Source organism: Roseicyclus marinus, from assembly GCF_036322625.1.
GTDB lineage: Bacteria > Pseudomonadota > Alphaproteobacteria > Rhodobacterales > Rhodobacteraceae > Roseicyclus > Roseicyclus marinus_A.
In genome coordinates, this window is sequence record NZ_AP027266.1 from 1,729,306 (window position 1) to 1,754,840 (window position 25,535).

The window sequence follows — 25,535 nt, forward strand, 5'->3', positions numbered from 1 at the left end:
GTCGGTGACGGTGACATCCACGCTCGCACCGGCGATATCCAGCGCCTCGTAATTGCCGCCCGAGGTCGCGCTGACCGAGTAGCTCTGCGTCCCGCCATCGGCATAGACATCGTCGGCATTCGGGTTCGTAAAGCTGACAGACCCCGTCGTCTCGCCCGCCCCGATCGTGATCTCCGCGCCATTGGACAAGGTCAGGACCAGGTCCGTCTCGGGCGCGTTCGTCACGCTCGCCGTGATCGTGATGTCCGATCCTTCCGCAACCGGAGCAGCCGAGAGCGTCACCGTCGTGGTATCCACCGTGTCGCTCACCGCGACCGTGGCCGAAGCCGGGGAGATCACCAGGTCCTCGAAGCTCTCGCCCGCGACACTCGCCCCGCTCACCGAGACCGTCACCGCGGAGGCATCGGCAAAGACATCCTCGCCCTGCGCGGCCACGCTGTAGCTCGTGCTCGTCTGGCCCGCCTCGATCGTCACCGTCTCGCCGGTCGAGAGCGTGACCACGAGGTCATCCTCCAGCGCCTGGCTTACGCTGACCGTGAAGGATGCGGCCTGCGCCTCCGTCACATCGCCATCGGAGGTGATGCTCACCGTCACCGTGTCGATGGTGTCGGTGACGGTGACATCCACGCTCGCACCGGCGATATCCAGCGCCTCGTAATTGCCGCCCGAGGTCGCGCTGACCGAGTAGCTCTGCGTCCCGCCATCGGCATAGACATCGTCGGCATTCGGGTTCGTAAAGCTGACAGACCCCGTCGTCTGACCCGCCCCGATCGTGATCTCCGCGCCATTGGACAAGGTCAGAACCAGGTCCGTCTCGGGCGCATGCGTCACGCTCGCCGTGATCGTGATGTCCGATCCTTCCGCAACCGGAGCAGCCGAGAGCGTCACGCTGGTCGTGTCGATGGTGTCGCTCACCGCGACCGTGGCCGAAGCCGGGGAGATCACCAGGTCCTCGAAGCTCTCGCCCGCGACACTCGCCCCGTTCACCGAGACCGTCACCGCGGAGGCATCGGCAAAGACATCCTCGCCCTGCGCCGCAACCGTATAGCTCGTGCTCGTCTCGCCCGCCTCGATCGTCACCGTCTCGCCGGTCGAGAGCGTGACCACGAGGTCATCCTCCAGCGCCTGGCTCACGCTGACCGTGAAGGAGGCGGCCTGCGCCTCCGTCACATCGCCATCGGAGGCGATGCTCACCGTCACCGTGTCGATGGTGTCGGTGACGGTGACATCCACGCTCGCACCGGCGATATCCAGCGCCTCGTAATTGCCGCCCGAGGTCGCGCTGACCGAGTAGCTCTGCGTCCCGCCATCGGCATAGACATCGTCGGCATTCGGGTTCGTAAAGCTGACAGACCCCGTCGTCTGACCCGCCCCGATCGTGATCTCCGCGCCATTGGACAAGGTCAGAACCAGGTCCGTCTCGGGCGCATGCGTCACGCTCGCCGTGATCGTGATGTCCGATCCTTCCGCAACCGGAGCAGCCGAGAGCGTCACGCTGGTCGTGTCGATGGTGTCGCTCACCGCGACCGTGGCCGAAGCCGGGGAGATCACCAGATCCTCGAAGCTCTCGCCCGCGACGCTCGCCCCGCTCACCGAGACCGTCACCGCGGAGGCATCGGCAAAGACATCCTCGCCCTGCGCGGCCACGCTGTAGGTCGTGCTCGTCTGACCCGCCTCGATCGTCACCGTCTCGCCGGTCGAGAGCGTGACCACGAGGTCATCCTCCAGCGCCTGGCTCACGCTGACCGTGAAGGAGGCGGCCTGCGCCTCCGTCACATCGCCATCGGAGGCGATGCTCACCGTCACCGTGTCGATGGTGTCGGTGACGGTGACATCCACGCTCGCACCGGCGATATCCAGCGCCTCGTAATTGCCGCCCGAGGTCGAGGAGACCGAGTAGCTCTGCGTCCCGCCATCGGCATAGACATCATCGGTGTTGGGATTGGCGAAGGAGACAGACCCCGTCGTCTGCCCCGCCCCGATCGTGATCTCCGCGCCATTGGACAAGGTCAGAACCAGGTCCGTCTCGGGCGCATCCGTCACGCTCGCCGTGATCGTGATGTCCGATCCTTCCGCAACCGGAGCAGCCGAGAGCGTCACGCTGGTCGTGTCGATGGTGTCGCTCACCGCGACCGTGGCCGAAGCCGGGGAGATCACCAGGTCCTCGAAGCTCTCGCCCGCGACACTCGCCCCGTTCACCGAGACCGTCACCGCGGAGGCATCGGCAAAGACATCCTCGCCCTGCGCGGCCACGCTGTAGGTCGTGCTCGTCTGACCCGCCTCGATCGTCACCGTCTCGCCGGTCGAGAGCGTGACCACGAGGTCATCCTCCAGCGCCTGGCTCACGCTGACCGTGAAGGAGGCGGCCTGCGCCTCCGTCACATCGCCATCGGAGGCGATGCTCACCGTCACCGTGTCGATGGTGTCGGTGACGGTGACATCCACGCTCGCACCGGCGATATCCAGCGCCTCGTAATTGCCGCCCGAGGTCGAGGAGACCGAGTAGCTCTGCGTCCCGCCATCGGCATAGACATCATCGGTGTTGGGATTGGCGAAGGAGACAGACCCCGTCGTCTCGCCCGCCCCGATCGTGATCGTCTCGCCATTGGACAGCGTCAGAACCAGGTCCGTCTCGGGCGCATGCGTCACGCTCGCCGTGATCGTGATGTCCGATCCTTCCGCAACCGGAGCCGCCGAGAGCGTCACGCTGGTCGTGTCGATGGTGTCGCTCACCGCGACCGTGGCCGAAGCCGGGGAGATCACCAGATCCTCGAAGCTCTCGCCCGCGACGCTCGCCCCGCTCACCGAGACCGTCACCGCGGAGGCATCGGCAAAGACATCCTCGCCCTGCGCGGCCACGCTGTAGGTCGTGCTCGTCTGACCCGCCTCGATCGTCACCGTCTCGCCGGTCGAGAGCGTGACCACGAGGTCATCCTCCAGCGCCTGGCTCACGCTGACCGTGAAGGAGGCGGCCTGCGCCTCCGTCACATCGCCATCGGAGGCGATGCTCACCGTCACCGTGTCGATGGTGTCGGTGACGGTGACATCCACGCTCGCACCGGCGATATCCAGCGCCTCGTAATTGCCGCCCGAGGTCGAGGAGACCGAGTAGCTCTGCGTCCCGCCATCGGCATAGACATCATCGGTGTTGGGATTGGCGAAGGAGACAGACCCCGTCGTCTGCCCCGCCCCGATCGTGATCTCCGCGCCATTGGACAAGGTCAGAACCAGGTCCGTCTCGGGCGCATCCGTCACGCTCGCCGTGATCGTGATGTCCGACCCTTCCGCAACCGGAGCCGCCGAGAGCGTCACGCTGGTCGTGTCCACCGTATCCGTGACAGTGACGTCAACGCTCGCGCCGGCAATATCCAGCGCCTCGTAATTGCCGCCCGAGGTCGAGCTCACCGAGTAGCTCTGCGTCCCGCCGTCGGCATAGACGTCATCGGTGTTGGGGTTCGCGAAGGAGACAGACCCCGTCGTCTGACCCGCCCCGATCCTGATCGTCTCGCCATTGGACAAGGTCAGGACCAGGTCCGTCTCAGGCGCGTTCGTCACGCTCGCCGTGATCGTGATGTCCGACCCTTCCGCAACCGGAGCAGCCGAGAGCGTCACGCTGGTCGTGTCGATGGTATCCGTGACCGACACATCCACGCTCGCACCGGCAATATCCAGCGCCTCGTAATTGCCGCCCGAGGTCGAGGAGACCGAGTAGCTCTGCGTCCCGCCATCGGCATAGACGTCATCGGTGTTGGGGTTCGCGAAGGAGACAGACCCCGTCGTCTGCCCCGCCCCGATCCTGATCGTCTCGCCATTGGACAAGGTCAGGACCAGGTCCGTCTCAGGCGCGTTCGTCACGCTCGCCGTGATCGTGATGTCCGATCCTTCCGCAACAGGTGCAGCCGAGAGCGTCACGCTGGTCGTATCCACCGTGTCCGTAACAGTGACGTCAACGCTCGCGCCGGCGATATCGAGCGCCTCGTAATTGCCGCCCGAGGTCGAGGAGACCGAGTAGCTCTGCGTCCCGCCATCGGCATAGACATCGTCCGTGTTGGGGTTGGCGAAGGAGACAGATCCCGTCGTCTCGCCCGCCCCGATCGTGATCGTCTCACCATTGGACAAGGTCAGGACCAGGTCCGTCTCAGGCGCGTTCGTCACGCTCGCCGTGATCGTGATGTCCGACCCTTCCGCAACCGGAGCAGCCGCAAGCGTCACCGTCGTGGTGTCGATGGTATCCGTAACCGTGACATCGACGCTCGCGCCAGTGAGATCCAGCGCCTCGTAATTGCCGCCCGAGGTCGAGGAGACCGAGTAGCTCTGCGTCCCGCCATCGGCATAGACATCGTCGGTGTTGGGATTGGCGAAGGAGACAGACCCCGTCGTCTGACCCGCCCCGATCGTGATCTCCGCGCCATTGGACAGCGTCAGGACCAGGTCCGTCTCGGGCGCATTCGTCACGCTCGCCGTGATCGTGATGTCCGATCCTTCCGCAACCGGAGCAGCCGAGAGCGTCACGCTGGTCGTGTCGATGGTATCCGTGACAGCGACATCCACGCTCGCGCCGGCAATATCCAGCGCCTCGTAATTGCCGCCCGAGGTCGAGGAGACCGAGTAGCTCTGCGTCCCGCCATCGGCGTAGACGTCATCGGTGTTCGGGTTCGCGAAGGAGACAGAGCCCGTCGTCTCGCCCGCCCCGATCGTGATCGTCTCGCCATTCGACAAGGTCAGGACCAGGTCCGTCTCAGGCGCATTCGTCACGCTCGCCGTGATCGTGATGTCGCTGCCTTCCGCAACAGGTGCAGCCGAGAGCGTCACGCTGGTCGTGTCGATGGTATCCGTGACCGACACATCCACGCTCGCACCGGCAATATCCAACGCCTCGTAATTGCCGCCCGAGGTCGCGCTGACCGAGTAGCTCTGCGTCCCGCCGTCGGCATAGACGTCATCGGTGTTGGGATTGGCGAAGGAGACAGACCCCGTCGTCTCGCCCGCCCCGATCGTGATCGTCTCGCCATTGGACAAGGTCAGGACCAGGTCCGTCTCGGGCGCGTTCGTCACGCTCGCCGTGATCGTGATGTCGCTGCCTTCCGCGACCGGCGCAGCCGAGAGCGTCACCGTGGTCGTATCGACCGTGTCGCTCACCGCGACCGTGGCCGAAGCAGGCGCGATCACCAGATCCTCGAAGCTCTCGCCCGCGACGCTCGCCCCGCTCACCGAGACCGTCACCGCGGAGGCATCGGCAAAGACATCCTCGCCCTGTGCGGCCACGCTGTAGGTCGTGCTCGTCTGGCCCGCCTCGATCGTCACCGTCTCGCCGGTCGAGAGCGTGACCACGAGGTCATCCTCAAGAGCCTGGCTCACGCTGACCGTGAAGGAGGCGGCCTGCGCCTCCGTCACATCGCCATCGGAGGTGATGCTTACCGTCACCGTGTCGATGGTGTCGGTAACCGTGACATCCACGCTCGCACCGGCAATATCCAGCGCCTCGTAATTGCCGCCCGAGGTCGAGGAGACCGAGTAGCTCTGCGTCCCGCCATCGGCATAGACGTCATCGGTGTTGGGATTGGCGAAGGAGACAGAGCCCGTCGTCTGACCCGCCCCGATCGTGATCGTCTCGCCATTGGACAAGGTCAGGACCAGGTCCGTCTCGGGCGCGTTCGTCACGCTCGCCGTGATCGTGATGTCCGATCCTTCCGCAACCGGCGCAGCCGAGAGCGTCACGCTGGTCGTGTCGATGGTGTCGCTCACCGCGACCGTGGCCGAAGCCGGGGAGATCACCAGATCCTCGAAGCTCTCGCCCGCGACGCTCGCCCCGCTCACCGAGACCGTCACCGCGGAGGCATCGGCAAAGACATCCTCGCCCTGCGCGGCCACGCTGTAGGTCGTGCTCGTCTGGCCCGCCTCGATCGTCACCGTCTCGCCGGTCGAGAGCGTGACCACGAGGTCATCCTCAAGAGCCTGGCTCACGCTGACCGTGAAGGAGGCGGCCTGCGCCTCCGTCACATCGCCATCGGAGGTGATCGACACCGTCACCGTGTCGACCGTATCCGTGATCTCGGCCGTGGCGCTCGCCCCCGCAAGGCTCGTCGCCTCGAAGTTGCCCCCCGTGATCGCCGTCACCGTCGCCGTGATGGAGCCTTCGTCCACGTAGACATCGGCATTGTCGAGGCCCGTCACTGTCAGGCTGCCGGTGCCCGAGGCGTCCAGCGCGACCGTGTATTCCGTGCCGCCAACATCCACCGTCAGGCTCGCCGGGGCACCCGCCTCGGGCGCGTTGCTCAGCGCGAAGTCGAAGGTCACCGAGGTCGCATCCTCGCTGATGTCGCTCGTCGTCACGCTCACCGTCGTCGTATCGACCGTGTCCGTGACCGAGACATCCACGCTCGCACCGGCGATATCCAGCGCCTCGTAATTGCCGCCGGAGGTCGAGGAGACCGAGTAGCTCTGCGTCCCGCCATCGGCATAGACATCGTCGGTGTTGGGATTGGCGAAGGAGACAGACCCCGTCGTCTCACCCGCCCCGATCGTGATCTCCGCACCATTGGACAAGGTCAGGACCAGGTCCGTCTCGGGCGCATGCGTCACGCTCGCCGTGATCGTGATGTCCGACCCTTCCGCAACCGGAGCCGCCGCAAGCGTCACCGTCGTCGTGTCGACAGTATCCGTGACAGTGACGTCAACGCTCGCGCCGACAATATCCAGCGCCTCGTAATTGCCGCCCGAGGTCGAGGAGACCGAGTAGCTCTGCGTCCCGCCATCGGCATAGACATCGTCCGTGTTGGGATTGGCGAAGGAGACAGACCCCGTCGTCTCGCCCGCCTCGATCGTGATCTCCGCGCCATTGGACAAGGTCAGGACCAGGTCCGTCTCGGGCGCGTTCGTCACGCTCGCCGTGATCGTGATGTCCGATCCTTCGGCAACCGGCGCAGCCGCAAGCGTCACCGTCGTCGTGTCCACCGTATCCGTGATCTCGGCCGTGGCGCTCGCCCCCTCAAGGCTCGTCGCCTCGAAGTTGCCCCCGTGATCGCCGTCACCGTCGCCGTGATGGAGCCTTCGTCCACGTAGACATCGGCATTGTCGAGGCCCGTTACCGTCAGGCTGCCGGCCCCCGAGGCGTCCAGCGCGACCGTGTATTCCGTGCCGCCAACATCCACCGTCAGGCTCGCCGGGACACCCGCCTCGGGCGCGTTGCTCAGCGCGAAGTCGAAGGTCACCGAGGTCGCATCCTCGCTGATGTCGCTCGTCGTCACGCTCACCGTCGTCGTATCGACCGTGTCCGTGACAGTGACGTCAACGCTCGCGCCGGCAATATCCAGCGCCTCGTAATTGCCGCCCGAGGTCGAGCTGACCGAGTAGCTCTGCGTCCCGCCATCGGCATAGACATCGTCCGTGTTGGGATTGGCGAAGGAGACAGACCCCGTCGTCTCGCCCGCCCCGATCGTGATCTCCGCGCCATTGGACAAGGTCAGGACCAGGTCCGTCGCAGGCGCATGCGTCACGCTCGCCGTGATCGTGATGTCCGACCCTTCCGCAACCGGAGCCGCCGAGAGCGTCACCGTCGTCGTGTCGACCGTATCCGTGATCTCGGCCGTAGCACTCGCCCCCTCAAGGCTCGTCGCCTCGAAGTTCCCGCCCGTGATCGCCGTCACAGTCGCCGTGATGGAGCCTTCGTCCACGTAGACATCGGCATTGTCGAGGCCCGTCACCGTCAGGCTGGCGGCCCCCGTCGCATCGAGCGCGACCGTGTATTCCGTGCCGCCAACATCCACCGTCAGGCTCGCCGGGGCACCCGCCTCGGGCGCGTTGCTCAGCGCGAAGTCGAAGGTCACCGAGGTCGCATCCTCGCTGATGTCGCTCGTCGTCACGCTGACCGTCGTCGTATCGACCGTGTCCGTGACAGTGACATCCACGCTCGCACCGGCGATATCCAGCGCCTCGTAATTGCCGCCCGAGGTCGCGCTGACCGAGTAGCTCTGCGTCCCGCCATCGGCATAGACATCGTCGGCATTCGGGTTCGTAAAGCTGACAGACCCCGTCGTCTGACCCGCCCCGATCGTGATCTCCGCGCCATTGGACAAGGTCAGAACCAGGTCCGTCTCGGGCGCATGCGTCACGCTCGCCGTGATCGTGATGTCCGATCCTTCCGCAACCGGAGCAGCCGAGAGCGTCACGCTGGTCGTGTCGATGGTGTCGCTCACCGCGACCGTGGCCGAAGCCGGGGAGATCACCAGGTCCTCGAAGCTCTCGCCCGCGACACTCGCCCCGTTCACCGAGACCGTCACCGCGGAGGCATCGGCAAAGACATCCTCGCCCTGCGCCGCAACCGTATAGCTCGTGCTCGTCTCGCCCGCCTCGATCGTCACCGTCTCGCCGGTCGAGAGCGTGACCACGAGGTCATCCTCCAGCGCCTGGCTCACGCTGACCGTGAAGGAGGCGGCCTGCGCCTCCGTCACATCGCCATCGGAGGCGATGCTCACCGTCACCGTGTCGATGGTGTCGGTGACGGTGACATCCACGCTCGCACCGGCGATATCCAGCGCCTCGTAATTGCCGCCCGAGGTCGCGCTGACCGAGTAGCTCTGCGTCCCGCCATCGGCATAGACATCGTCGGCATTCGGGTTCGTAAAGCTGACAGACCCCGTCGTCTGACCCGCCCCGATCGTGATCTCCGCGCCATTGGACAAGGTCAGAACCAGGTCCGTCTCGGGCGCATGCGTCACGCTCGCCGTGATCGTGATGTCCGATCCTTCCGCAACCGGAGCAGCCGAGAGCGTCACGCTGGTCGTGTCGATGGTGTCGCTCACCGCGACCGTGGCCGAAGCCGGGGAGATCACCAGGTCCTCGAAGCTCTCGCCCGCGACACTCGCCCCGTTCACCGAGACCGTCACCGCGGAGGCATCGGCAAAGACATCCTCGCCCTGCGCGGCCACGCTGTAGGTCGTGCTCGTCTGACCCGCCTCGATCGTCACCGTCTCGCCGGTCGAGAGCGTGACCACGAGGTCATCCTCCAGCGCCTGGCTCACGCTGACCGTGAAGGAGGCGGCCTGCGCCTCCGTCACATCGCCATCGGAGGCGATGCTCACCGTCACCGTGTCGATGGTGTCGGTGACGGTGACATCCACGCTCGCACCGGCGATATCCAGCGCCTCGTAATTGCCGCCCGAGGTCGCGCTGACCGAGTAGCTCTGCGTCCCGCCATCGGCATAGACATCGTCGGCATTCGGGTTCGTAAAGCTGACAGACCCCGTCGTCTCGCCCGCCCCGATCGTGATCTCCGCGCCATTGGACAAGGTCAGGACCAGGTCCGTCTCGGGCGCGTTCGTCACGCTCGCCGTGATCGTGATGTCCGATCCTTCCGCAACCGGAGCAGCCGAGAGCGTCACCGTCGTGGTATCCACCGTGTCGCTCACCGCGACCGTGGCCGAAGCCGGGGAGATCACCAGGTCCTCGAAGCTCTCGCCCGCGACACTCGCCCCGCTCACCGAGACCGTCACCGCGGAGGCATCGGCAAAGACATCCTCGCCCTGCGCGGCCACGCTGTAGCTCGTGCTCGTCTGGCCCGCCTCGATCGTCACCGTCTCGCCGGTCGAGAGCGTGACCACGAGGTCATCCTCCAGCGCCTGGCTTACGCTGACCGTGAAGGATGCGGCCTGCGCCTCCGTCACATCGCCATCGGAGGTGATCGACACCGTCACCGTGTCGACCGTATCCGTGATCTCGGCCGTGGCGCTCGCCCCCGCAAGGCTCGTCGCCTCGAAGTTGCCCCCCGTGATCGCCGTCACCGTCGCCGTGATGGAGCCTTCGTCCACGTAGACATCGGCATTGTCGAGGCCCGTCACTGTCAGGCTGCCGGTGCCCGAGGCGTCCAGCGCGACCGTGTATTCCGTGCCGCCAACATCCACCGTCAGGCTCGCCGGGGCACCCGCCTCGGGCGCGTTGCTCAGCGCGAAGTCGAAGGTCACCGAGGTCGCATCCTCGCTGATGTCGCTCGTCGTCACGCTCACCGTCGTCGTATCGACCGTGTCCGTGACCGAGACATCCACGCTCGCACCGGCGATATCCAGCGCCTCGTAATTGCCGCCGGAGGTCGAGGAGACCGAGTAGCTCTGCGTCCCGCCATCGGCATAGACATCGTCGGTGTTGGGATTGGCGAAGGAGACAGACCCCGTCGTCTCACCCGCCCCGATCGTGATCTCCGCACCATTGGACAAGGTCAGGACCAGGTCCGTCTCGGGCGCATGCGTCACGCTCGCCGTGATCGTGATGTCCGACCCTTCCGCAACCGGAGCCGCAGAGAGCGTCACGCTGGTTGTGTCCACCGTATCCGTGACCGACACATCCACGCTCGCACCGGCAATATCCAGCGCCTCGTAATTGCCGCCCGAGGTCGAGGAGACCGAGTAGCTCTGCGTTCCGCCATCGGCATAGACATCGTCGGTGTTGGGATTGGCGAAGGAGACAGACCCCGTCGTCTCACCCGCCCCGATCGTGATCTCCGCGCCATTGGACAAGGTCAGAACCAGGTCCGTCTCGGGCGCATGCGTCACGCTCGCCGTGATCGTGATGTCGCTGCCTTCCGCGACAGGTGCCGCCGAGAGCGTCACCGTCGTCGTGTCGACCGTATCCGTGATCTCGGCCGTAGCACTCGCCCCCTCAAGGCTCGTCGCCTCGAAGTTCCCGCCCGTGATCGCCGTCACAGTCGCCGTGATGGAGCCTTCGTCCACGTAGACATCGGCATTGTCGAGGCCCGTCACTGTCAGGCTGCCGGCCCCCGAGGCGTCCAGCGCGACCGTGTATTCCGTGCCGCCAACATCCACCGTCAGGCTCGCCGGGACACCCGCCTCGGGCGCGTTGCTCAGCGCGAAGTCGAAGGTCACCGAGGTCGCATCCTCGCTGATGTCGCTCGTCGTCACGCTGACCGTCGTCGTATCGACCGTGTCCGGGACAGTGACGTCAACGCTCGCACCGGCGATATCCAGCGCCTCGTAATTGCCGCCCGAGGTCGCGCTGACCGAGTAGCTCTGCGTCCCGCCATCGGCATAGACATCGTCGGCATTCGGGTTCGTAAAGCTGACAGACCCCGTCGTCTGCCCCGCCCCGATCGTGATCTCCGCGCCATTGGACAAGGTCAGGACCAGGTCCGTCTCCGGCGCGTTCGTCACGCTCGCCGTGATCGTGATGTCCGACCCTTCCGCAACCGGGGAAGCGGAGAGCGTCACGGCACCCGTCGGGCGGGGTGGTGCGGGAGGGGGTGTTTCCACCTCGACCTCAACCTCCGCCACGGGTGCGGGCGTGGGGTTGGGCTGGGGGTCAGGTTGTGGCGCCCTTGCGCGCGGCGCCCTTGGCGTCACGTCGTCCGTAAAGCGCTGCACATCGGCCGCGAAACCCGCGCCCGGCGCCGGTGCGGCAGGCTGAGCGGATGGCGTCGGTGCTGCAGCAGGTTGCCCCTGCCCCGGCTCCTGACCCTGTCCGTCTCCCTGGGCTTGGACAGCAGCCTCGCCCTGAGCCTCGGGCGCGTCATCTCCGGCGCCGCCCCCGGCGCGGCCCTGCGACCCCCTGCCGGACCGTTCGCCTGCATCCCCATCCCGCGCCCCGCCGGAACCGTCGGGCACGCCCGGAAGGCCGCCGCCACTTTGGGCCTGGCCCTCCACGACGATACCACCAGGCATAGGCAGGGACAGATCGCCCCCCTGCAGGGACAGACCACCGTCCCCATCCTGGTCGGTCTGGCCATATTCATCGGCTTCGGCTTCCGTTTCCTCCTCGAGGCCGTCATCGGCGATCACGCGCGTATTGACATCCGTCTCCCCGCCGCGCCGGAAATCCGCGAGGCTGGGCGTATCCTGGGCCGGGGCGACGACGGTTTCCTCGCCGCCCGATCCGACTTGGACGGGGGCATCGGGTAAATCGGTCTCGCCTACATCCTGCAATGAGGTAAGTTGATCAAAAATCTGACCTTCGGACTGATTTTCGCCACCAGCTTCTGTATCTTTGTTATCGTCGTCGGCCATAAAGATTTTCCGGACCTTATATGATGGTCATTCAATCTATTTAGCATGGCGATGTTAATTCCGAAAGATAACGCGGCCTCACTCTCAAGCGATCCGATATCAACTAAGGATTATTATATCAAACTAAAGTTTGTAATTGACCGCCCCGATATCAATTCGCGGCTTTCTCAATCAGGGCAATTCGCAAAATCGGACGCACGGGATAATCGCAATCCCGATCCGGACCTGAACGCAAGATTGGCGTGCCCGTCGCTGATCCCGACGCCACGCCGGGAACAGGCGGGACGAAAACCTGCCGGTCACCACGCGACCGCCACCGGCACAGCCCTTGATCACCCGGTCCCCCGCGCGCCCGCCCCCGACCGCGGAGGGACAAACCCCCTTCTGCCCCCGAGGGATCCGTCTTCGGGGCTACCCGGCCTTGTGCTGGAACACGCCCGCGAACCGCTGGCGCAGGTCGACCTTTTGCACCTTGCCCATCGTGTTGCGCGGCAACGCGTCCATGACCACGACATGGCGGGGGCGCTTGAACCCCGCCAGATTGGCGCGCACCGCCGCCTCGATCGCGGCAAGGTCGATTGTCTCGCCCGCCTCGGGCACCAGAACGGCCACGACGCTTTCGCCGAAATCGGGATGCGGTGCGCCGATGACCGCGCTTTCCTTGACGCCCGGTTGGTCGTCGAGGAACATCTCGATCTCCTTGGGGTAGATGTTGTAGCCGCCCGAGATGATCAGGTCCTTGCCGCGTCCGACGATGGTCACATAGCCGTCGGTGTCGATCCGGGCCAGATCGCCGGTGATGAACCAGCCGTCTTCCTGCAATTCCTCGCGGGTTTTCTCGGGCATCTGCCAATAGCCCTTGAACACGTTGGGGCCGCGCACATGCAGCATGCCGATCTCGCCACGGGGCAGTTCGGTGCGGGTTTCGGGGTCGCAGACGCGCACCTCCACCCCGGGAAGCGGCAGGCCCACGGTGCCCGCGCGCCGGTCGCCCTCGTAGGGGTTCGAGGTGTTCATCGAGGTTTCCGTCATCCCGTAGCGTTCCAGGATACGGTGCCCCGTGCGCGCCTCGAAGGCCTTGTGGGTTTCGGCCAGAAGCGGCGCAGAGCCCGACACGAAGAGCCGCATATGCGCCGTCAGGTCGCGATCAAAGCGGGGATCGTCCAAAAGACGGGTGTAGAAGGTCGGAACGCCCATCATCGTCGTGGCCTGCGGCAAGAGCCGCAGAACCGCTTCGAGCTCGAATTTCGGCAAGAAGATCAGCGTGCCCCCTGCCAAAAGCGTCACATTGGTCGCCACGAACAGACCATGGGCGTGAAAGATCGGCAGGGCGTGCAGCAACACGTCATCGGCGGTGAAGCGCCAGCATTCGACCAGCGCCTGCGCATTCGACAAGAGATTGCCTTGCGTCAGCATCGCGCCCTTGGACCGCCCCGTGGTGCCGGAGGTATAAAGAAGGGCGGCCAGATCGTTCAGATCCCGCGACACGGGCGCGAAATGGTCGGATTGACCGGCGACCATATCGCTCAGGCTCCCCGCGCCATCCGGCCCCAGCGTCTTGAGCCTTGCGCCGACGGAGGCCGCGATGGGGCCCATCGCCTCGGCCTCGGACGGGTCGCAGACGAAAAGCGCAGCGCCACTGTCGCCCACGAAATACTCCAGCTCGCGCGCGGTATAGGCGGTGTTGAGCGGCAAGAACACCACGCCCGCCTTGATGCAGGCCACATAAAGCGCCAGCGCCTGCGGCGATTTCTCGACATGGACGGCGACACGATCCCCCGGCGCAACCCCGAGCGCCACGAGCGCATTGGCCGTCCGGTCCGCAAGACCCAGGAATTCCGCATAGCTCAGGCTTGCGCCATCGGGCAGATGCAAGAACACCTTGTCCGAGCCCTCATGCGGGGCGAACAGCGCGTCATGCAGCGGATTTGTCATGTCCTTGGTCCTTTGTTGCCGTCCTGGCCGCGCGCTCAATGGGCGGCGGCGGGGTCTTGGTCGATCATCGTCGTGTAGCGGGCAAAGCCGCCGGTGATATGGTCAAGCGCGGCCAACCGGGCTGCCTCTGCATCGGCGGCGGCGACGGCGCGGACGATCTTGTCATGCTCATCGATGGAGCGCGCGATATTGGTCGCGATCGACAGGCCCTTGCGCCGGAACAGATGCATCTCCTTGACCAGGTTGTCGTACATCACCTTGGCCTTGGGGTTGCCCGCGCCTTGCAGCAGCAGGTCGTGAAACTCGATGTTGAGCGCGTAATAGCGCGCGGTGTCGACCTTGGCGTGGACCGCGCGCATCTGGTCGAGATTGCGGTCAAGCGCCGTCACGAGCTTGGGTTCCTGCCCCAATCCCACCCGCCGCGCGGCCGCCGCACAGGCCATGCCGAAGATCGCGCCGCGCAATTCATAGAGGTTTCGCACCTCGTCGAGCGTGGTCTCATGTACGAAAGCGCCCCGGTTGGCGATCAGGTCGATCAAGCCGCTGTCGGCCAGCGACCGGATCGCCTCGCGCACGGTGCCACGGCTGACGCCCATGGCATTGGACAGCGCCAGTTCGTTCAGCTTCTCACCGGCGGCCAATTCACCGTCGACGATCATCCGCTCGATCTCGCCCCGCACCTCGACCGCCAGCGTCGCCCGCCTCGGCCCGATGTTTTTCACTCCGCTCATCATGTGCGCACCTGACCCTCCGTTCCATATTTTGTCAACAATTAACATTTTTATTGTCATGTATCAGCAGATGACATACACCACCAATAGTGAGGACACCAAGGGGGAGACCGCATGACACCGCCGCCCGGACAGACCGCAACACGCGAGGCAGACGAGGCAGAAACCGCTGTTGCCAGCACCGCGCTCAAAGGGTTGCGCGTGCTGGATCTGACGCGGGTGCGCTCGGGCCCGACCTGTGTGCGGCAGCTGGCCGATTGGGGCGCCGATGTCATCAAGATCGAAGCGCCGGTGGACGAGGCCGAATTCGGCGGCCCCCGCCATGGCCCCGATTTCCAGAACCTGCACCGCAACAAGCGCTCGCTGACGCTGGATCTCAAATCCCCCGCCGGTCTGGCTGCCTTCAAGCGGTTGGCCGATACCGCCGACATCATCGTAGAAAACTTCCGCCCCGGCGTGAAAAAGCGTCTCGGCATCGATTACGACAGCCTGAGCCAGACCAATCCCGGCCTGATCTATGCCTCCATTTCCGGCTTCGGTCAGGATGGGCCCTTGGCGGACCGCCCCGGTTTCGACCAGATCGCGCAGGGCATGGGGGGGCTGATGTCGATCACGGGCGAGCCCGGCACCGGGCCGATGCGCGTGGGCATCCCGATTGCGGATCTCTGCGCGGGGCTTTTCGCGGCCCAGGGCATCTTGATCGCGCTTTTCGAACGCCAGCACTCCGGCCGGGGGCAATGGGTCCAGACCTCGCTCCTGCAGGCACAGGTCTTCATGCTCGATTTCCAGGCCGCGCGCTGGCTGATGGATGGGGTCGTGCCGAAACAGGCGGGCAACAACCACCCGACGACCATCCCGACCGGTGTCTTCAAATCCAGCGATGGGCACATGAACATCGCGGTCACCGGCAACGTGATCTGGGGCAAGTTCTGCGACGTGATGGGCCGCCCTGACTGGAAGGAGGATGCGCGCTACGCCACCGCCGCCGCGCGGTCCGAAAACCGCCATGCGCTGAACGCCGAGATCGAGGCGATCACCCTGACGCGGTCGACCGCCGACTGGATCGACGCCTTCAACGCTGCAGGCGTGCCCGCGGGCGAGATCAACGACATCTCCCAGGTATTCGCCAATCCGCAGGTGCGCCACCTGGGCCTCGCCCAACCCGTCGTCAGCCAGGAACGCGGCGAAACCGAACTGGTGGGCCAGCCCATCATCATGAGCCGCACACCCAGCCACATCGCCAAGCCACCGCCGCTTGCAGGCCAGCACACCGCCGAGATCCTCGCCGAGATGGGCTATTCCGAGGCCGAGATCGCCGAAATGAGGGCCGCAGGGGCCATCTGACAGACCCAAGGGACAGACAAGACCATGACCGACAAGATCCTGACCGAGCAAAACGGCGACATCGCCCGGATCATCTTCAACCAGCCCGAAAAGCGCAACGCCGTCTCGCTCGAGATGTGGGAAGCGGTCGAGGCCGCGATGATCCGCTTTCAGGCCGACCCTTCGGTGCGCATCCTGATCCTGTCGGGCGCGGGCGGAAAGGCTTTCGTCTCGGGGGCCGACATCTCCAAGTTCGAAAGCGAACGCGCCAGCGAAGAGGGCGTGGCGCGCTACAATGCCACGACCAAGCGCGTCTATGACATGGTCGAGGCTTTCCCCAAGCCCACCATCGCCCAGATCGACGGGTTCTGCGTGGGCGGCGGCGTGGCGCTGGCGCTGTGCTGCGACCTGCGCATCTGTGGCGAGGGCTCGCAATTCGCGGTCCCGGCAGCCAAGCTTGGCCTTGGCTACGGGTTCCCCGGCATCAAGCGGTTGGTGGACGTGGTCGGCCCCTCCTTCGCCAAGGAGATCTTCTTCACCGCCCGCCGCTTCACCGCCGAGGAAGCGCGCGTGATGGGCCTCGTGAACCGCGTCGTGCCCGATGACAAGGTCGGCGAAACCGCGCTGGAAACCGCGCAGATGATCGCCGAAAACGCGCCGATGACGGTGGCCTCGGTCAAATACATCGTGGGTCAGACCGTCACCCCCGAAAGCCAGCGCGACCTGGCCGAATGCGATGCCCGCGTGAAAGCCTGCTTCGACAGCCAGGATTACATCGAGGGCCGTCGCGCCTTCATGGAAAAGCGCAAGCCGAATTTCATCGGCGCCTGAGATGGCGGGCAAGATCGACCATGACAGCGCCAGCGCGCGGCTGAAGGATGCGCTCGACACCCATGAACAGGTGTTCGAGCGGTTCTTTCTCGCGCGCTTTCTGGACTTGTCCTTTGCCTATCTGCCCGACGCGGCCTCCGATGAGGCCAAGGAGGTGTGCCGCCTGACCTTCCCGGTCACCGACATGTTGCGCAATCCGCAAGGCGCGCTGCATGGCGGGATCATGGCCAGCGCCATGGACATTTCCATGGGCCACCTGGTGGCCAAGGTCGCAGGCCCCGGCGCCACGATCGAGATGAAGGTGCAATTCCTGCGCCCCGTGATGGGCGGAACCGTGACCGTGGAGGGCAGCTTCACCCGGCGCGGGCGCAGCCTGTCCTTCATGGAAAGCAAGCTGTTCTCCGAGGATGGCAAACTGGCCGCGCACGCCACCGCGACATGGAAAATGCCCGGCTGAGACTTGAAGGAGACCCCGAAATGCTGACCGAAAAACCCGGCCTGATCGAGGCCGTGCGCGAGCGTTTCGCCCATGTCGACACCTGCCCCTTCGAAGGGCCGCGGGTGTTTTTCGAGAATGCGGGCGGCGCGCTGACGCTGAAATCGGTCGTGGACACATCGGCCAAGTTCGCGGCCATTCCCGACAACCAGGGCCGCGACAACCCCGCAGCCCATGCCCTTGTCGCGCTGATCGACAAGGCCAAGGAAGACATGCGCGTCTTTTTCAACGCGCCCGAGGGGCAGTTTTTCGTGGGCGAAAGCGGGACGGAGCTCTTGTTCCGGCTGATCCGCACGGCCATCGTGGGCACCGCGCCGGGCCGCGTTCTGGGATCGACGCTTGAGCATCCCGCCACCCGCAGCGCCGCCCATCACTGGGCCGAGGTCGCAGGCAAGCCGCATGTGCTGGTCGCCCATGACAATGCCACGGGCCACGTGAACTCTGATGCCTATCTGCCTGAAATCACGCCAGATACCCGCGTTGCCACGATCCTGCACACCTCGCCCGTCACCGGCATGGGCGTCGATGTCGCCAGCATCGCCCGCGCCATCCGCAAGATCGCGCCGGATTGCATCATCATCGTCGACGGCATCCAGCATGCGGCCCATGGGCGGCTCGACATCGCAAGCTATGACATCGACGGCTATGTCGTCTCGCCCTACAAGGTCTTTTCGCGCCATGGCTATGGCGTGGCCTGGGTCAGCGACAGGCTGCATGCCATCCGGCACGAACACCTGATCGACGCCCCGGGCAACCCGTGGGAATTCGGCACGCGCGATACCGGGGCCTATGTGACCTTTTCCGACGTGGTCGATTACTTCGACTGGCTGGGCGGCGAGGTGTCGGAGGCCACCGACCGCCGCGCGCGCATCGTCGCCGCAGGTGAGGCGATCCACGCCCATGAGGCGCATCTGGTCCATGCAATGCTGCATGGAACCGGCAACCTCAAGGGTCTGGCCGAAATGCCCGGTGTCACGATCATCGGTGGCCTCGACAATCCGCGCCGCGAGGGGCTGGTGTCGCTCACCGTCGCAGGGATGGAGGCGCCCGACGTGGTGACGGCGCTCCGCGCGCGCGGCATCCGCACCCATACCCGCAAGGCCGATCATTATTCGGGCAATATCCTGACGCCGCTGGGGCTTGGCAGCGCCGTGCGCGTCTCCATGTGCCATTACAATACCGAAGGCGAAGTGGCCCAATTCCTTCAGGCGATGCGCGAGATCACCGAGGCTGCCTCCGCCTGACGAGGCCGAACTGAATGGACCGATCTGGCGGGCCCTTCAGCCCGCCAGCTCCTGCAATTCGTTCAGCAATCCCGCCGACAGGTCGATCCCCACCGCGCGCGCCTGTCTCAAGGCCGCCATGGCCCGTGCACCGGGCAAGCGCGGGGGCGCGCCCCCCGGCACGGGCGGCACCGCCCCAACGATCCCCGCCGCATGGTCGAGCCTTTGGGCCAGCACATCGGGCGGCATCAGGCGCGCGGCATCGATCACCAGAAACATCTGCCCCACATCGGGACGCCGCGACGGGTCGGCATGGTTGTCACCCACATCCGACAGCATCGCCGCCCCCGCCAAACCCGCCGCCATCAGGTCGAGCGTGACGGCCAGCGCCGCCCCCTTTCGCCCACCGATGGCCTGCAACACGCCCTTGAGCGCGGCCTTGGGATCGGTCGTGGGCCGCCCCTCGGCATCGAGCGCCCAGCTGTCGGGCACCGTCTCCCCCCGCTCTGCCGCGCCACGCAGCTTGGATCGCGCGGCGACCGACAGCGCCATGTCGAGGATCACATGCCGCCCACCCATATGCGGCAAGCCGATCCCCGTCGGCGCATTGCCCACCGCCACGCCGCGCCCCCCGGGCGGGGCCAGCATCGGCGCGCTGTTGGCGGTGACAAGGCTCGCGAACCCCACCTCTGCCGCGACAAGGCTCAAGGGGGCGATGGCCCCGAAATGGGTGGCGTTGCGCAGGAAACAGGCCGCGATCCCGGTCTCGCGCGCGGCCTCCATCGTGCGCGCCAGCGCCAGTTGCGCCACCCCCGCACCCAGCCCCTGGGCGGCATCGCCCCGGATGAGCGCAGGCGCCACCGCCTCGAACGCGGGCCGCGCGCCCGCCTCGATCCCCCCTGCCCTTATGCGCCCGATATAGCTCGACACCCGCGACAACCCGTGGGTCGTGATCCCCATCATCTCGGTCAGCGTCAGATGCAGCGCCGCAGCCTCGGCCAGATCCGGGGCCACGCCCGCACGCAAAAAGGCGCGGGCCGTCACCGCCCGCGCCTCCTGTTCGGTCAGGACCGGCATGGCCTCAGCCGCCCGCCTTCTCGGCCTTGCCCGCGCTCGACCCGATCCGGCCCAGAAGCGGCAGCAGAACCAGAAGCGCCACCGTCAAGCAGATGATCCAGACCGACGCCGGCCGGTCGAGGAAGATGCCGAAAGACCCCCGCGAGATCGTCATCGTCTGGCGCAGCGCCTCCTCGGCCAGCGGCCCAAGAACCAGCGCAAGAACAAGGGCTGCGGGCGAGAAGCCGTAAAGCCGCATGAAAAAGCCCACGATCCCTGCCGCAAACATCAGGTACAGCTCGATGAAACTGGCGTGGACGGTAAAGGTCCCCAGCGCACAGATCACCACGATGCAAGGGCCAAGGATGCGGTAGGGCACCTTGATGATCTGCACGAAGAGCGGGATGGCAAAGATCGAGATCGCCAGAAGCACCATGTTGCCCAGATACATCGACGCGATCAGGCCCCAGGCCATTTCCGGGTTCTGCTCCATGAACAGCGGACCGGGCCGCAGCCCCCACAACAGGAAGGCCGCAAGCAAAACGGCGGTGGAGGCCGAACCCGGAATGCCCAGCGTCAGAAGCGGGATCATCGCGCCCGAAGAGGCCGCGTTATTCGCCGTCTCGGGGGCCACCAGACCCGCCATCTCACCCTTGCCGAAGCGTTCGGGATGCTTGGATAGCGAGCGTTCGGTGGAATAGGCCATGAGCGAGGCGATGGTCGCCCCCGCACCGGGGATAACGCCCACGACAAAGCCCAGAACCGAGCCGCGCAGCATCGTCCAACGCGTCGAGATGTAATCCTCCGCCGTCGGCCAGAACCTCTGTTCCTTGCCGTATTGCACAAGCCCGCCCGACCCGTGCCGGTGCATGCCCGAATAAAAGGCGTAGAACAGCTCGCCCAGGCCAAACAGACCGATGGCGATGGGAATGAAATAGATGCCCCCGATCAACTCGGCCGAGCCAAAGGTATAGCGCCCCTGCCCCGTCTCCAGATCGACGCCGACAGTGCCAAGCGCGAAACCGATCAGCGCCGAGATCACGCCGAGCTTCCAGTTGGATCCGATCATGACCAGGAGCGTCAGCATCCCCATCATGGCCAGCAGGAAATATTCCGGCGGCCCGAAGCTGCGCGAGACCTGCGAGAACATCGGCGCAAGGATCGTGATCAGGATCACGCCCACCGTCCCCCCCACGAAGGAGGCGACCGCCTGCATCACCAGCGCAGGGCCCGCGCGCCCGTTCTTGGCCAGCGGATAGCCGTCAAAGGTCGAGGCGACGGTGGCGCTTTCACCGGGCGTGTTGAGCAGGATCGACGTGATCGTGCCGCCATACATCGACCCGTAATAGATCGCGGCGAGCATCATGATCGCGCCCACCGGGTCCATCCCGAAGGTGACAGGCAAAAGGATCGCAAGCCCGGCCGAAGGGCCGAAACCGGGGATCACCCCCACGATCATCCCCACCATGGCCCCGATCAGCAGGTAGAGCATGTTCATCGGCGTGATCGCGACCGACAGGCCCATCACGAGATCGGAAAAGATGTCCATTTCTGGCTCCCTTGGACGGACGAACCCGTCAGAACGGCAGATCGATGAGCGCGGGCGGCATGTTGGCGTTCAGCACCCGGTCGAACAGCAGGTAGACACAGGTCGGAAAGATCACCGCCACGAGCGTATTTTGCAGGAGTTTTCCGGGGTTCAGCAGCGCCAGCGCCACGCCAAGGTAGATGACGGTCGAGATGAACCCGCCAAAAAGCCGGATCAGCACGGCATAAGTCAGCGCCATCGCCATCAACAGCACGAAATCCCGCCACCGGCCGTCTGGGGCGTCATCGGCACCGGGTGCGCCTCCGGCTGCCACCCGCGCGCGGTCGCGCAGCGCATCCAGAATGGCCAAAAGCGTCATGCCCACCATCGCCAGCCCCACGATGCGCGGGAAAAAGCCCGGTCCCAACCGGCCCGTCCGCGTCATGAAGTTCAGATCGGCAAAGGCGATGTAGCTGTAGAAGATCGCCGCGCCCAGAAGCGCGACCAGAAAGACGATGCGCATATCCACCCCGATGCGTCAGAAGAAGGGGACCGGGCGCGAAACTGCGCCCGGCCCTGTCGCGTATCGCGCGCTTACTGGATCGCGCCGACCGAGCGCAGCACTTCCTCGAAACCGTTCTGCGTGTTGGTCAGGAAGGTGCGGAACTCGTCACCGTAAAGAACGGTGGGCGTCAGCGTGTTGTTCTCGATATAGGCGGCCCATTCCGGGGTCTGGACCACGCGCTGCATGGTTTCGATCCAGAATTGCTGGGCTTCCGCCGGGGCATCGGGCGGCAGGATCAGGCCGCGCGGCATCGACACGCCGATGTCATGGCCCACATCGCCCATCGTCGGCACGCCTTCGAGAGCGGCGGGGCTGGAGGCACCCGAATAGACCAGCGCGCGCAGATCGCCACTGTCGATCAGGCCGAGGATCTCGCCGGGGTTGCCCACCATGGCATCGACCGAATCCGACAACAGCGCCGTGGTCTGGTCCGCCATCGAGTTGAACGAGACATATTCGAATTCGAAGCCCGCTTCCTGCGCGAAGAGCGTCGGCACGATGAAGTCGACGTTGACCGTGCCCGTGCCCGCGATGGTGATCGGGTTGGCCTGCGCATAGGCGATGAATTCGTTGATGTCCTGGATCTCGGACGAGCCGTTCACGACCAGGACAAGGTCATCGGTCGCCAGAAGCGCCACGGGCGTGAAATCGGCCGGCTGCCAGGGCGTATCGGCCTGCAGCGGCGTGGTCACGAAGCTGCCCGAGGTGGTCGAGATGCCATAGCCCGACCCTGCCTGGCCAAACAGATAGCCCCAGCCCACGGCACCCGAGCCGCCGGCGCGGTTCTCGATCGAGATGTCGCCGGGATAGAGGTCATAGGTGTTCAGGATGTCGACGATGGTCCGCGCCATGATGTCGTTGCCGCCGCCGGGGCCAAAGGCGATGGTCCAATCCAGCGTCTGGGCCGGGTCGGGGTATTCCTGCGCGATGGCCGGCGTGGCCACCGCAAGCGGTGCGGCCAGCGCCAGCGTCATCGCGCCAAGGCGCAGCGTCGTGTCGAAGTTGGTCATGTGATCCTCCCTAGATCGGTTTTCGGTTCCACGGCCCGCCCCTCTCCCGGGGCCGGAACCGCATGACCGGCCGGAGCGTGGCACGCGCCCCCCTCCTGCCGGAGCCTGTCGAGCAGCCGTTTCTTGCCGCTCGCGTGATGCGCGGCACCTGCCGTGCGCGCACCCTCCCCATCGCCCACCGCGATCGCCTCCACGATCCGGGCATGTTCCCTGTAGGATTGACGCAGCGCCTCGGGGCCGGTCAGCACCTTGAGCCGCATCAACCGCACTTCCTTGCCGAGCGAGACATAGAGCGCGCGGGCACGCGGCAATCCCGCCGCCTCCGCGATCCGGTCGTGAAAGGCGAGGTTGAGGTCGAAATACTCCGCCTCCGCCCCCGCCTCCATCGCGCGGCCCATGGCGGCATGGAAATCCTGCAATTCGAGCGCGATCTCCGGGTCGCCCGCTTCGGCGACGGCGGCGCACAGATACCCCGCGATCATCGCCCGCAGATCGTAGAGCTCCAGACCGTCACGCGGCGACAGGCGGCGCACGTAGACGCCTTCATTGGCGACCGCCTCGACCAGCCCCTCGCGCTCCAGCGACCGGGCGGCCTCCCGCACGGGTCCACGGCTCACGCCCAATTGCTCGGCCAGCGCCGCCTCGTTCAGCCGCTCGCCCGCCGCGATCTCGCCGATCAGGATCATTTCTTCCAGCGCGTCGCGCACCTCCAGCACAAGCGGTCGCTGCCGCCGCCGCGCAAGGGATTCCCGGATGTCCTGCTTCAGATCCATGGCCACAGATCAGGCCACAAATTGTCGATTGTCAACAATATTCTGTTGAATACCCCGCCGCACGAGAGTACCGAAAGAGCGCGCGGCCTTGGGTCGAAATGCCCTGCACACAGGGACAAAGACACCGCCAAAACATTGAATTCATTGCAATCCACGGGGGATATGACGCGATGACCGACAAGGTTCTGACAGGCAAGACCGCCTTTGTTTCGGGCTCGGGGCAGAATATCGGGCGCGCCATCGCGCTGCGCCTGGCCGAGCTTGGCTGCACCGTCGTGGTCAATGGATCGAGCAATGCCGAGGCCTGCGAGGAAACCGCCGCCCGCATCCGCGCCACGGGGGCAGAGGCACTCGTCGCCATGGGCGACATGGCCCGGCCCGAGGATGTGGCCCGCATCACCGCCGCAGCCCTCGACCGGTTCGGCGCGATCGACATCCTTGTCAACAACGCCGCCCGTCGCCCCCACAAACCTTTCCTCGAGATGACCGAGGAAGACTGGCACGGCGTGGTCGACGTGGCGCTGACCGGGGCCTATCGCACCGCGCGGGCCTTCCTGCCCGGTATGGTCGACCGCAAATGGGGCCGCATCATCAATTTCGCAGGCATGAAAGCGATGCGCGGCTATTTCGAGGGCGCGCCGATCTCGGCGGCCAAGCATGGCGTCTGGGGCCTGACCAAGGCGCTCTCGACCGAATTTGCCCCCCATGGCATCACCGCCAACGTGATCTCTCCCGGCCAGATCCGGGATGAGACCGCCACCGCCGACGACCCCAAGCGCACAGCCACGATCCCCGCAGGCTTCATGGGCAGGCCTGACGACATCGCCTCCGTCGCGGCCTTCCTCGCCACGCCCGAGGCGCGCTTCGTCACCGGGCAGATGATCGCCGTGAACGGCGGGGAACAGACCTGAGGGAAAGCGCATCATGCGCCTGTCGCTTGGCCCCAAGGCCCCGCGCCTTGTCCTGACCATCGCCATCGGCTGTGTCGGCACCGGCCTCTTCCACGCGCTTGCCCTGCCCCTGCCCTTCCTGCTCGGGCCGCTCTTTGCCTGCCTTGTCGCGGCGCTGATCGGTGTGCCGGTCCGCGATGCGGGTGTCGCGGGCAAGGTCATGCGGACGATCCTCGGCGTTGCCATCGGGGCCTCGATCACCCCCGATCTCGTCGCGCGCCTGCCGCAAATGGCCGTGACGCTCGCCATGGTGCCGCTTTACGTCGTGACCATAGCTGCCATCGGCGTGCCCTTTTTCCGCAAGCTCTACGGCTATGACCTGCCCACCGCCTGGTATGCCGCCATGCCCGGCGGCCTCGCCGACATGACCCTCTTCGGGCAGGAGGCAGGCGCCAATGTCCGCAGCCTGACGCTGGTCCATGCCACCCGCGTGATCGTCATCGTCATGGCCACGCCCTTCCTGCTCGTCCATCTCTTCGATGCCGCGCTCGACAATCCGATCGGCGCGCCGGCCAGCACGCTGCCCCCGCATGAGCTGGTCATCATGGTCTTTGCCGCGCTTCTGGGCTGGAAGGCGGCCGAGCGGATCGGGCTTTTCGGCGCGCCGATCATCGGCCCCATGGTCCTGACCGCCGCCCTGTCGCTGGCCGACATCATCCATGTCCGCCCCCCGGCCGAAGCCATTCTGGCCGCGCAATTCTTCATCGGCCTGGGCCTTGGCGCGGGCTATGTCGGCATCACCATGGCCGAGGTGCGGCGCGACGTCGTGGCGGGGCTTCTCTTCGTCGTGATCGTGGCCGCCATGGCCGCGCTTTTCACCGAGGCGATCATCCTTCTGGGCCTTGCCCCGCCGCTTGACGGCTTTCTCGCCTTCGTGCCCGCGGGACAGGCGGAAATGGCGATCCTCGCCATCGTGGTCGGCGCGGATCTGGGCTATGTCGTGTTGCACCATGTCGCCCGCGTCTTCCTGATCATCCTGGGCGCGCCCGTCGCGGCCCGGCTCCTCGGCATCCGCAAGGCGCGCAGGCGCTGACCGGGCGGCGCGTGGCAACAAACAATCCCCCACCCCCGATGTTGCCAGCACCGCGCCCCGGCCCTATCAAGAT

At 65.7% G+C, this 25,535-nt stretch carries 16 protein-coding genes (1 of these 16 running past the window's edge); 7 read left to right on the top strand and 9 right to left on the bottom strand.

Translation table 11 applies throughout. The annotated features are described in order from the left end of the window. Positions 1–6,954: the 5' portion of an immunoglobulin-like domain-containing protein gene (locus tag AABA51_RS08180; protein ID WP_338276303.1), read on the bottom strand. The gene continues 3,072 nt to the left of window position 1, outside the view; only the first 6,954 of its 10,026 coding nucleotides appear in the window; its start codon is at positions 6,952–6,954; the stop codon falls past the left edge of the window. Next, positions 6,936–11,216: a beta strand repeat-containing protein gene (locus AABA51_RS08185; protein WP_338276305.1), complete on the bottom strand. Its 4,281-nt coding sequence runs from the start codon at positions 11,214–11,216 to the stop codon at positions 6,936–6,938. The genes AABA51_RS08180 and AABA51_RS08185 overlap by 19 nt, the downstream gene beginning before the upstream one ends. A 264-nt stretch (positions 11,217–11,480) precedes the next feature. Between AABA51_RS08185 and AABA51_RS08190 the strand changes: the two genes are divergently transcribed. Beyond that, positions 11,481–11,903: a hypothetical protein gene (locus AABA51_RS08190; protein WP_338276307.1), complete on the top strand. Its 423-nt coding sequence runs from the start codon at positions 11,481–11,483 to the stop codon at positions 11,901–11,903. Positions 11,904–12,419: 516 nt separating this feature from the next. Here AABA51_RS08190 and AABA51_RS08195 read toward each other — a convergent pair. Together AABA51_RS08195 and AABA51_RS08200 are read right to left on the bottom strand one after the other, a co-directional pair. Next, positions 12,420–13,943 (bottom strand): malonate--CoA ligase, encoded by a 1,524-nt coding sequence (locus AABA51_RS08195; RefSeq protein WP_338276309.1) that lies wholly within the window; start codon positions 13,941–13,943, stop codon positions 12,420–12,422. A gap of 35 nt (positions 13,944–13,978) precedes the next feature. Further along, a complete protein-coding gene (locus tag AABA51_RS08200; protein ID WP_338276311.1) occupies positions 13,979–14,677 on the bottom strand; it encodes a GntR family transcriptional regulator in 699 nt (232 codons plus the stop codon). 111 nt (positions 14,678–14,788) lie between these two features. Between AABA51_RS08200 and AABA51_RS08205 the strand changes: the two genes are divergently transcribed. Genes AABA51_RS08205 through AABA51_RS08220 form a run of 4 tightly spaced genes read left to right on the top strand, consistent with a single transcriptional unit; the run spans position 14,789 to position 18,568 of the window. Continuing rightward, positions 14,789–16,018 (top strand): CaiB/BaiF CoA transferase family protein, encoded by a 1,230-nt coding sequence (locus AABA51_RS08205; RefSeq protein WP_338276313.1) that lies wholly within the window; start codon positions 14,789–14,791, stop codon positions 16,016–16,018. A gap of 24 nt (positions 16,019–16,042) precedes the next feature. Then, entirely contained in the window at positions 16,043–16,828 is a 786-nt protein-coding gene (locus AABA51_RS08210) for an enoyl-CoA hydratase (protein WP_338276315.1), read from the top strand. Position 16,829: 1 nt separating this feature from the next. Further along, positions 16,830–17,285, top strand: a complete 456-nt coding sequence (locus AABA51_RS08215) for a PaaI family thioesterase (protein WP_338276317.1) — start codon at positions 16,830–16,832, stop codon at positions 17,283–17,285. A 20-nt stretch (positions 17,286–17,305) separates the two neighbouring features. Then, positions 17,306–18,568, top strand: a complete 1,263-nt coding sequence (locus AABA51_RS08220; RefSeq protein ID WP_338276318.1) for an aminotransferase class V-fold PLP-dependent enzyme — start codon at positions 17,306–17,308, stop codon at positions 18,566–18,568. A gap of 36 nt (positions 18,569–18,604) precedes the next feature. Here the strand turns inward: AABA51_RS08220 and AABA51_RS08225 are convergent, their stop codons facing one another. The 5 genes from AABA51_RS08225 to AABA51_RS08245 all read right to left on the bottom strand — a co-directional run bounded on the left by AABA51_RS08225 (position 18,605) and on the right by AABA51_RS08245 (position 23,479). Next, positions 18,605–19,624, bottom strand: coding sequence for an Ldh family oxidoreductase (locus AABA51_RS08225; RefSeq protein WP_338276320.1), 1,020 nt, complete (start codon positions 19,622–19,624; stop codon positions 18,605–18,607). A 4-nt stretch (positions 19,625–19,628) separates the two neighbouring features. Next, entirely contained in the window at positions 19,629–21,152 is a 1,524-nt protein-coding gene (locus AABA51_RS08230) for a tripartite tricarboxylate transporter permease (protein ID WP_338276322.1), read from the bottom strand. 28 nt (positions 21,153–21,180) lie between these two features. Then, a complete protein-coding gene (locus AABA51_RS08235) occupies positions 21,181–21,654 on the bottom strand; it encodes a tripartite tricarboxylate transporter TctB family protein (RefSeq protein WP_338276492.1) in 474 nt (157 codons plus the stop codon). A 71-nt stretch (positions 21,655–21,725) separates the two neighbouring features. Continuing rightward, positions 21,726–22,706 (bottom strand): Bug family tripartite tricarboxylate transporter substrate binding protein, encoded by a 981-nt coding sequence (locus AABA51_RS08240; RefSeq protein WP_338276324.1) that lies wholly within the window; start codon positions 22,704–22,706, stop codon positions 21,726–21,728. After that, complete coding sequence (locus tag AABA51_RS08245) at positions 22,703–23,479, bottom strand: GntR family transcriptional regulator (protein WP_338276326.1); 777 nt, start codon at positions 23,477–23,479, stop codon at positions 22,703–22,705. The genes AABA51_RS08240 and AABA51_RS08245 overlap by 4 nt, the downstream gene beginning before the upstream one ends. Positions 23,480–23,649: 170 nt before the next feature. Here AABA51_RS08245 and AABA51_RS08250 point away from each other — a divergent pair, with 170 nt between their 5' ends. Then, complete coding sequence (locus tag AABA51_RS08250) at positions 23,650–24,390, top strand: SDR family NAD(P)-dependent oxidoreductase (RefSeq protein WP_338276328.1); 741 nt, start codon at positions 23,650–23,652, stop codon at positions 24,388–24,390. Positions 24,391–24,403: 13 nt separating this feature from the next. After that, complete coding sequence (locus tag AABA51_RS08255; protein WP_338276330.1) at positions 24,404–25,462, top strand: AbrB family transcriptional regulator; 1,059 nt, start codon at positions 24,404–24,406, stop codon at positions 25,460–25,462. The last annotated feature ends 73 nt before the right edge of the window (positions 25,463–25,535 follow it).

What these genes read in the sequence shown, in the direction of transcription:
- AABA51_RS08195 (WP_338276309.1), bottom strand. Translation starts at nt 13,943, where the DNA reads ATGACAAATCCGCTGCATGACGCGCTGTTCGCCCCGCATGAGGGCTCG.
- AABA51_RS08200 (WP_338276311.1), bottom strand. Translation starts at nt 14,677, where the DNA reads ATGATGAGCGGAGTGAAAAACATCGGGCCGAGGCGGGCGACGCTGGCG.
- AABA51_RS08205 (WP_338276313.1), top strand. Translation starts at nt 14,789, where the DNA reads ATGACACCGCCGCCCGGACAGACCGCAACACGCGAGGCAGACGAGGCA.
- AABA51_RS08210 (WP_338276315.1), top strand. Translation starts at nt 16,043, where the DNA reads ATGACCGACAAGATCCTGACCGAGCAAAACGGCGACATCGCCCGGATC.
- AABA51_RS08215 (WP_338276317.1), top strand. Translation starts at nt 16,830, where the DNA reads ATGGCGGGCAAGATCGACCATGACAGCGCCAGCGCGCGGCTGAAGGAT.
- AABA51_RS08220 (WP_338276318.1), top strand. Translation starts at nt 17,306, where the DNA reads ATGCTGACCGAAAAACCCGGCCTGATCGAGGCCGTGCGCGAGCGTTTC.
- AABA51_RS08225 (WP_338276320.1), bottom strand. Translation starts at nt 19,624, where the DNA reads ATGCCGGTCCTGACCGAACAGGAGGCGCGGGCGGTGACGGCCCGCGCC.
- AABA51_RS08230 (WP_338276322.1), bottom strand. Translation starts at nt 21,152, where the DNA reads ATGGACATCTTTTCCGATCTCGTGATGGGCCTGTCGGTCGCGATCACG.
- AABA51_RS08235 (WP_338276492.1), bottom strand. Translation starts at nt 21,654, where the DNA reads ATGCGCATCGTCTTTCTGGTCGCGCTTCTGGGCGCGGCGATCTTCTAC.
- AABA51_RS08240 (WP_338276324.1), bottom strand. Translation starts at nt 22,706, where the DNA reads ATGACCAACTTCGACACGACGCTGCGCCTTGGCGCGATGACGCTGGCG.
- AABA51_RS08245 (WP_338276326.1), bottom strand. Translation starts at nt 23,479, where the DNA reads ATGGATCTGAAGCAGGACATCCGGGAATCCCTTGCGCGGCGGCGGCAG.
- AABA51_RS08250 (WP_338276328.1), top strand. Translation starts at nt 23,650, where the DNA reads ATGACCGACAAGGTTCTGACAGGCAAGACCGCCTTTGTTTCGGGCTCG.
- AABA51_RS08255 (WP_338276330.1), top strand. Translation starts at nt 24,404, where the DNA reads ATGCGCCTGTCGCTTGGCCCCAAGGCCCCGCGCCTTGTCCTGACCATC.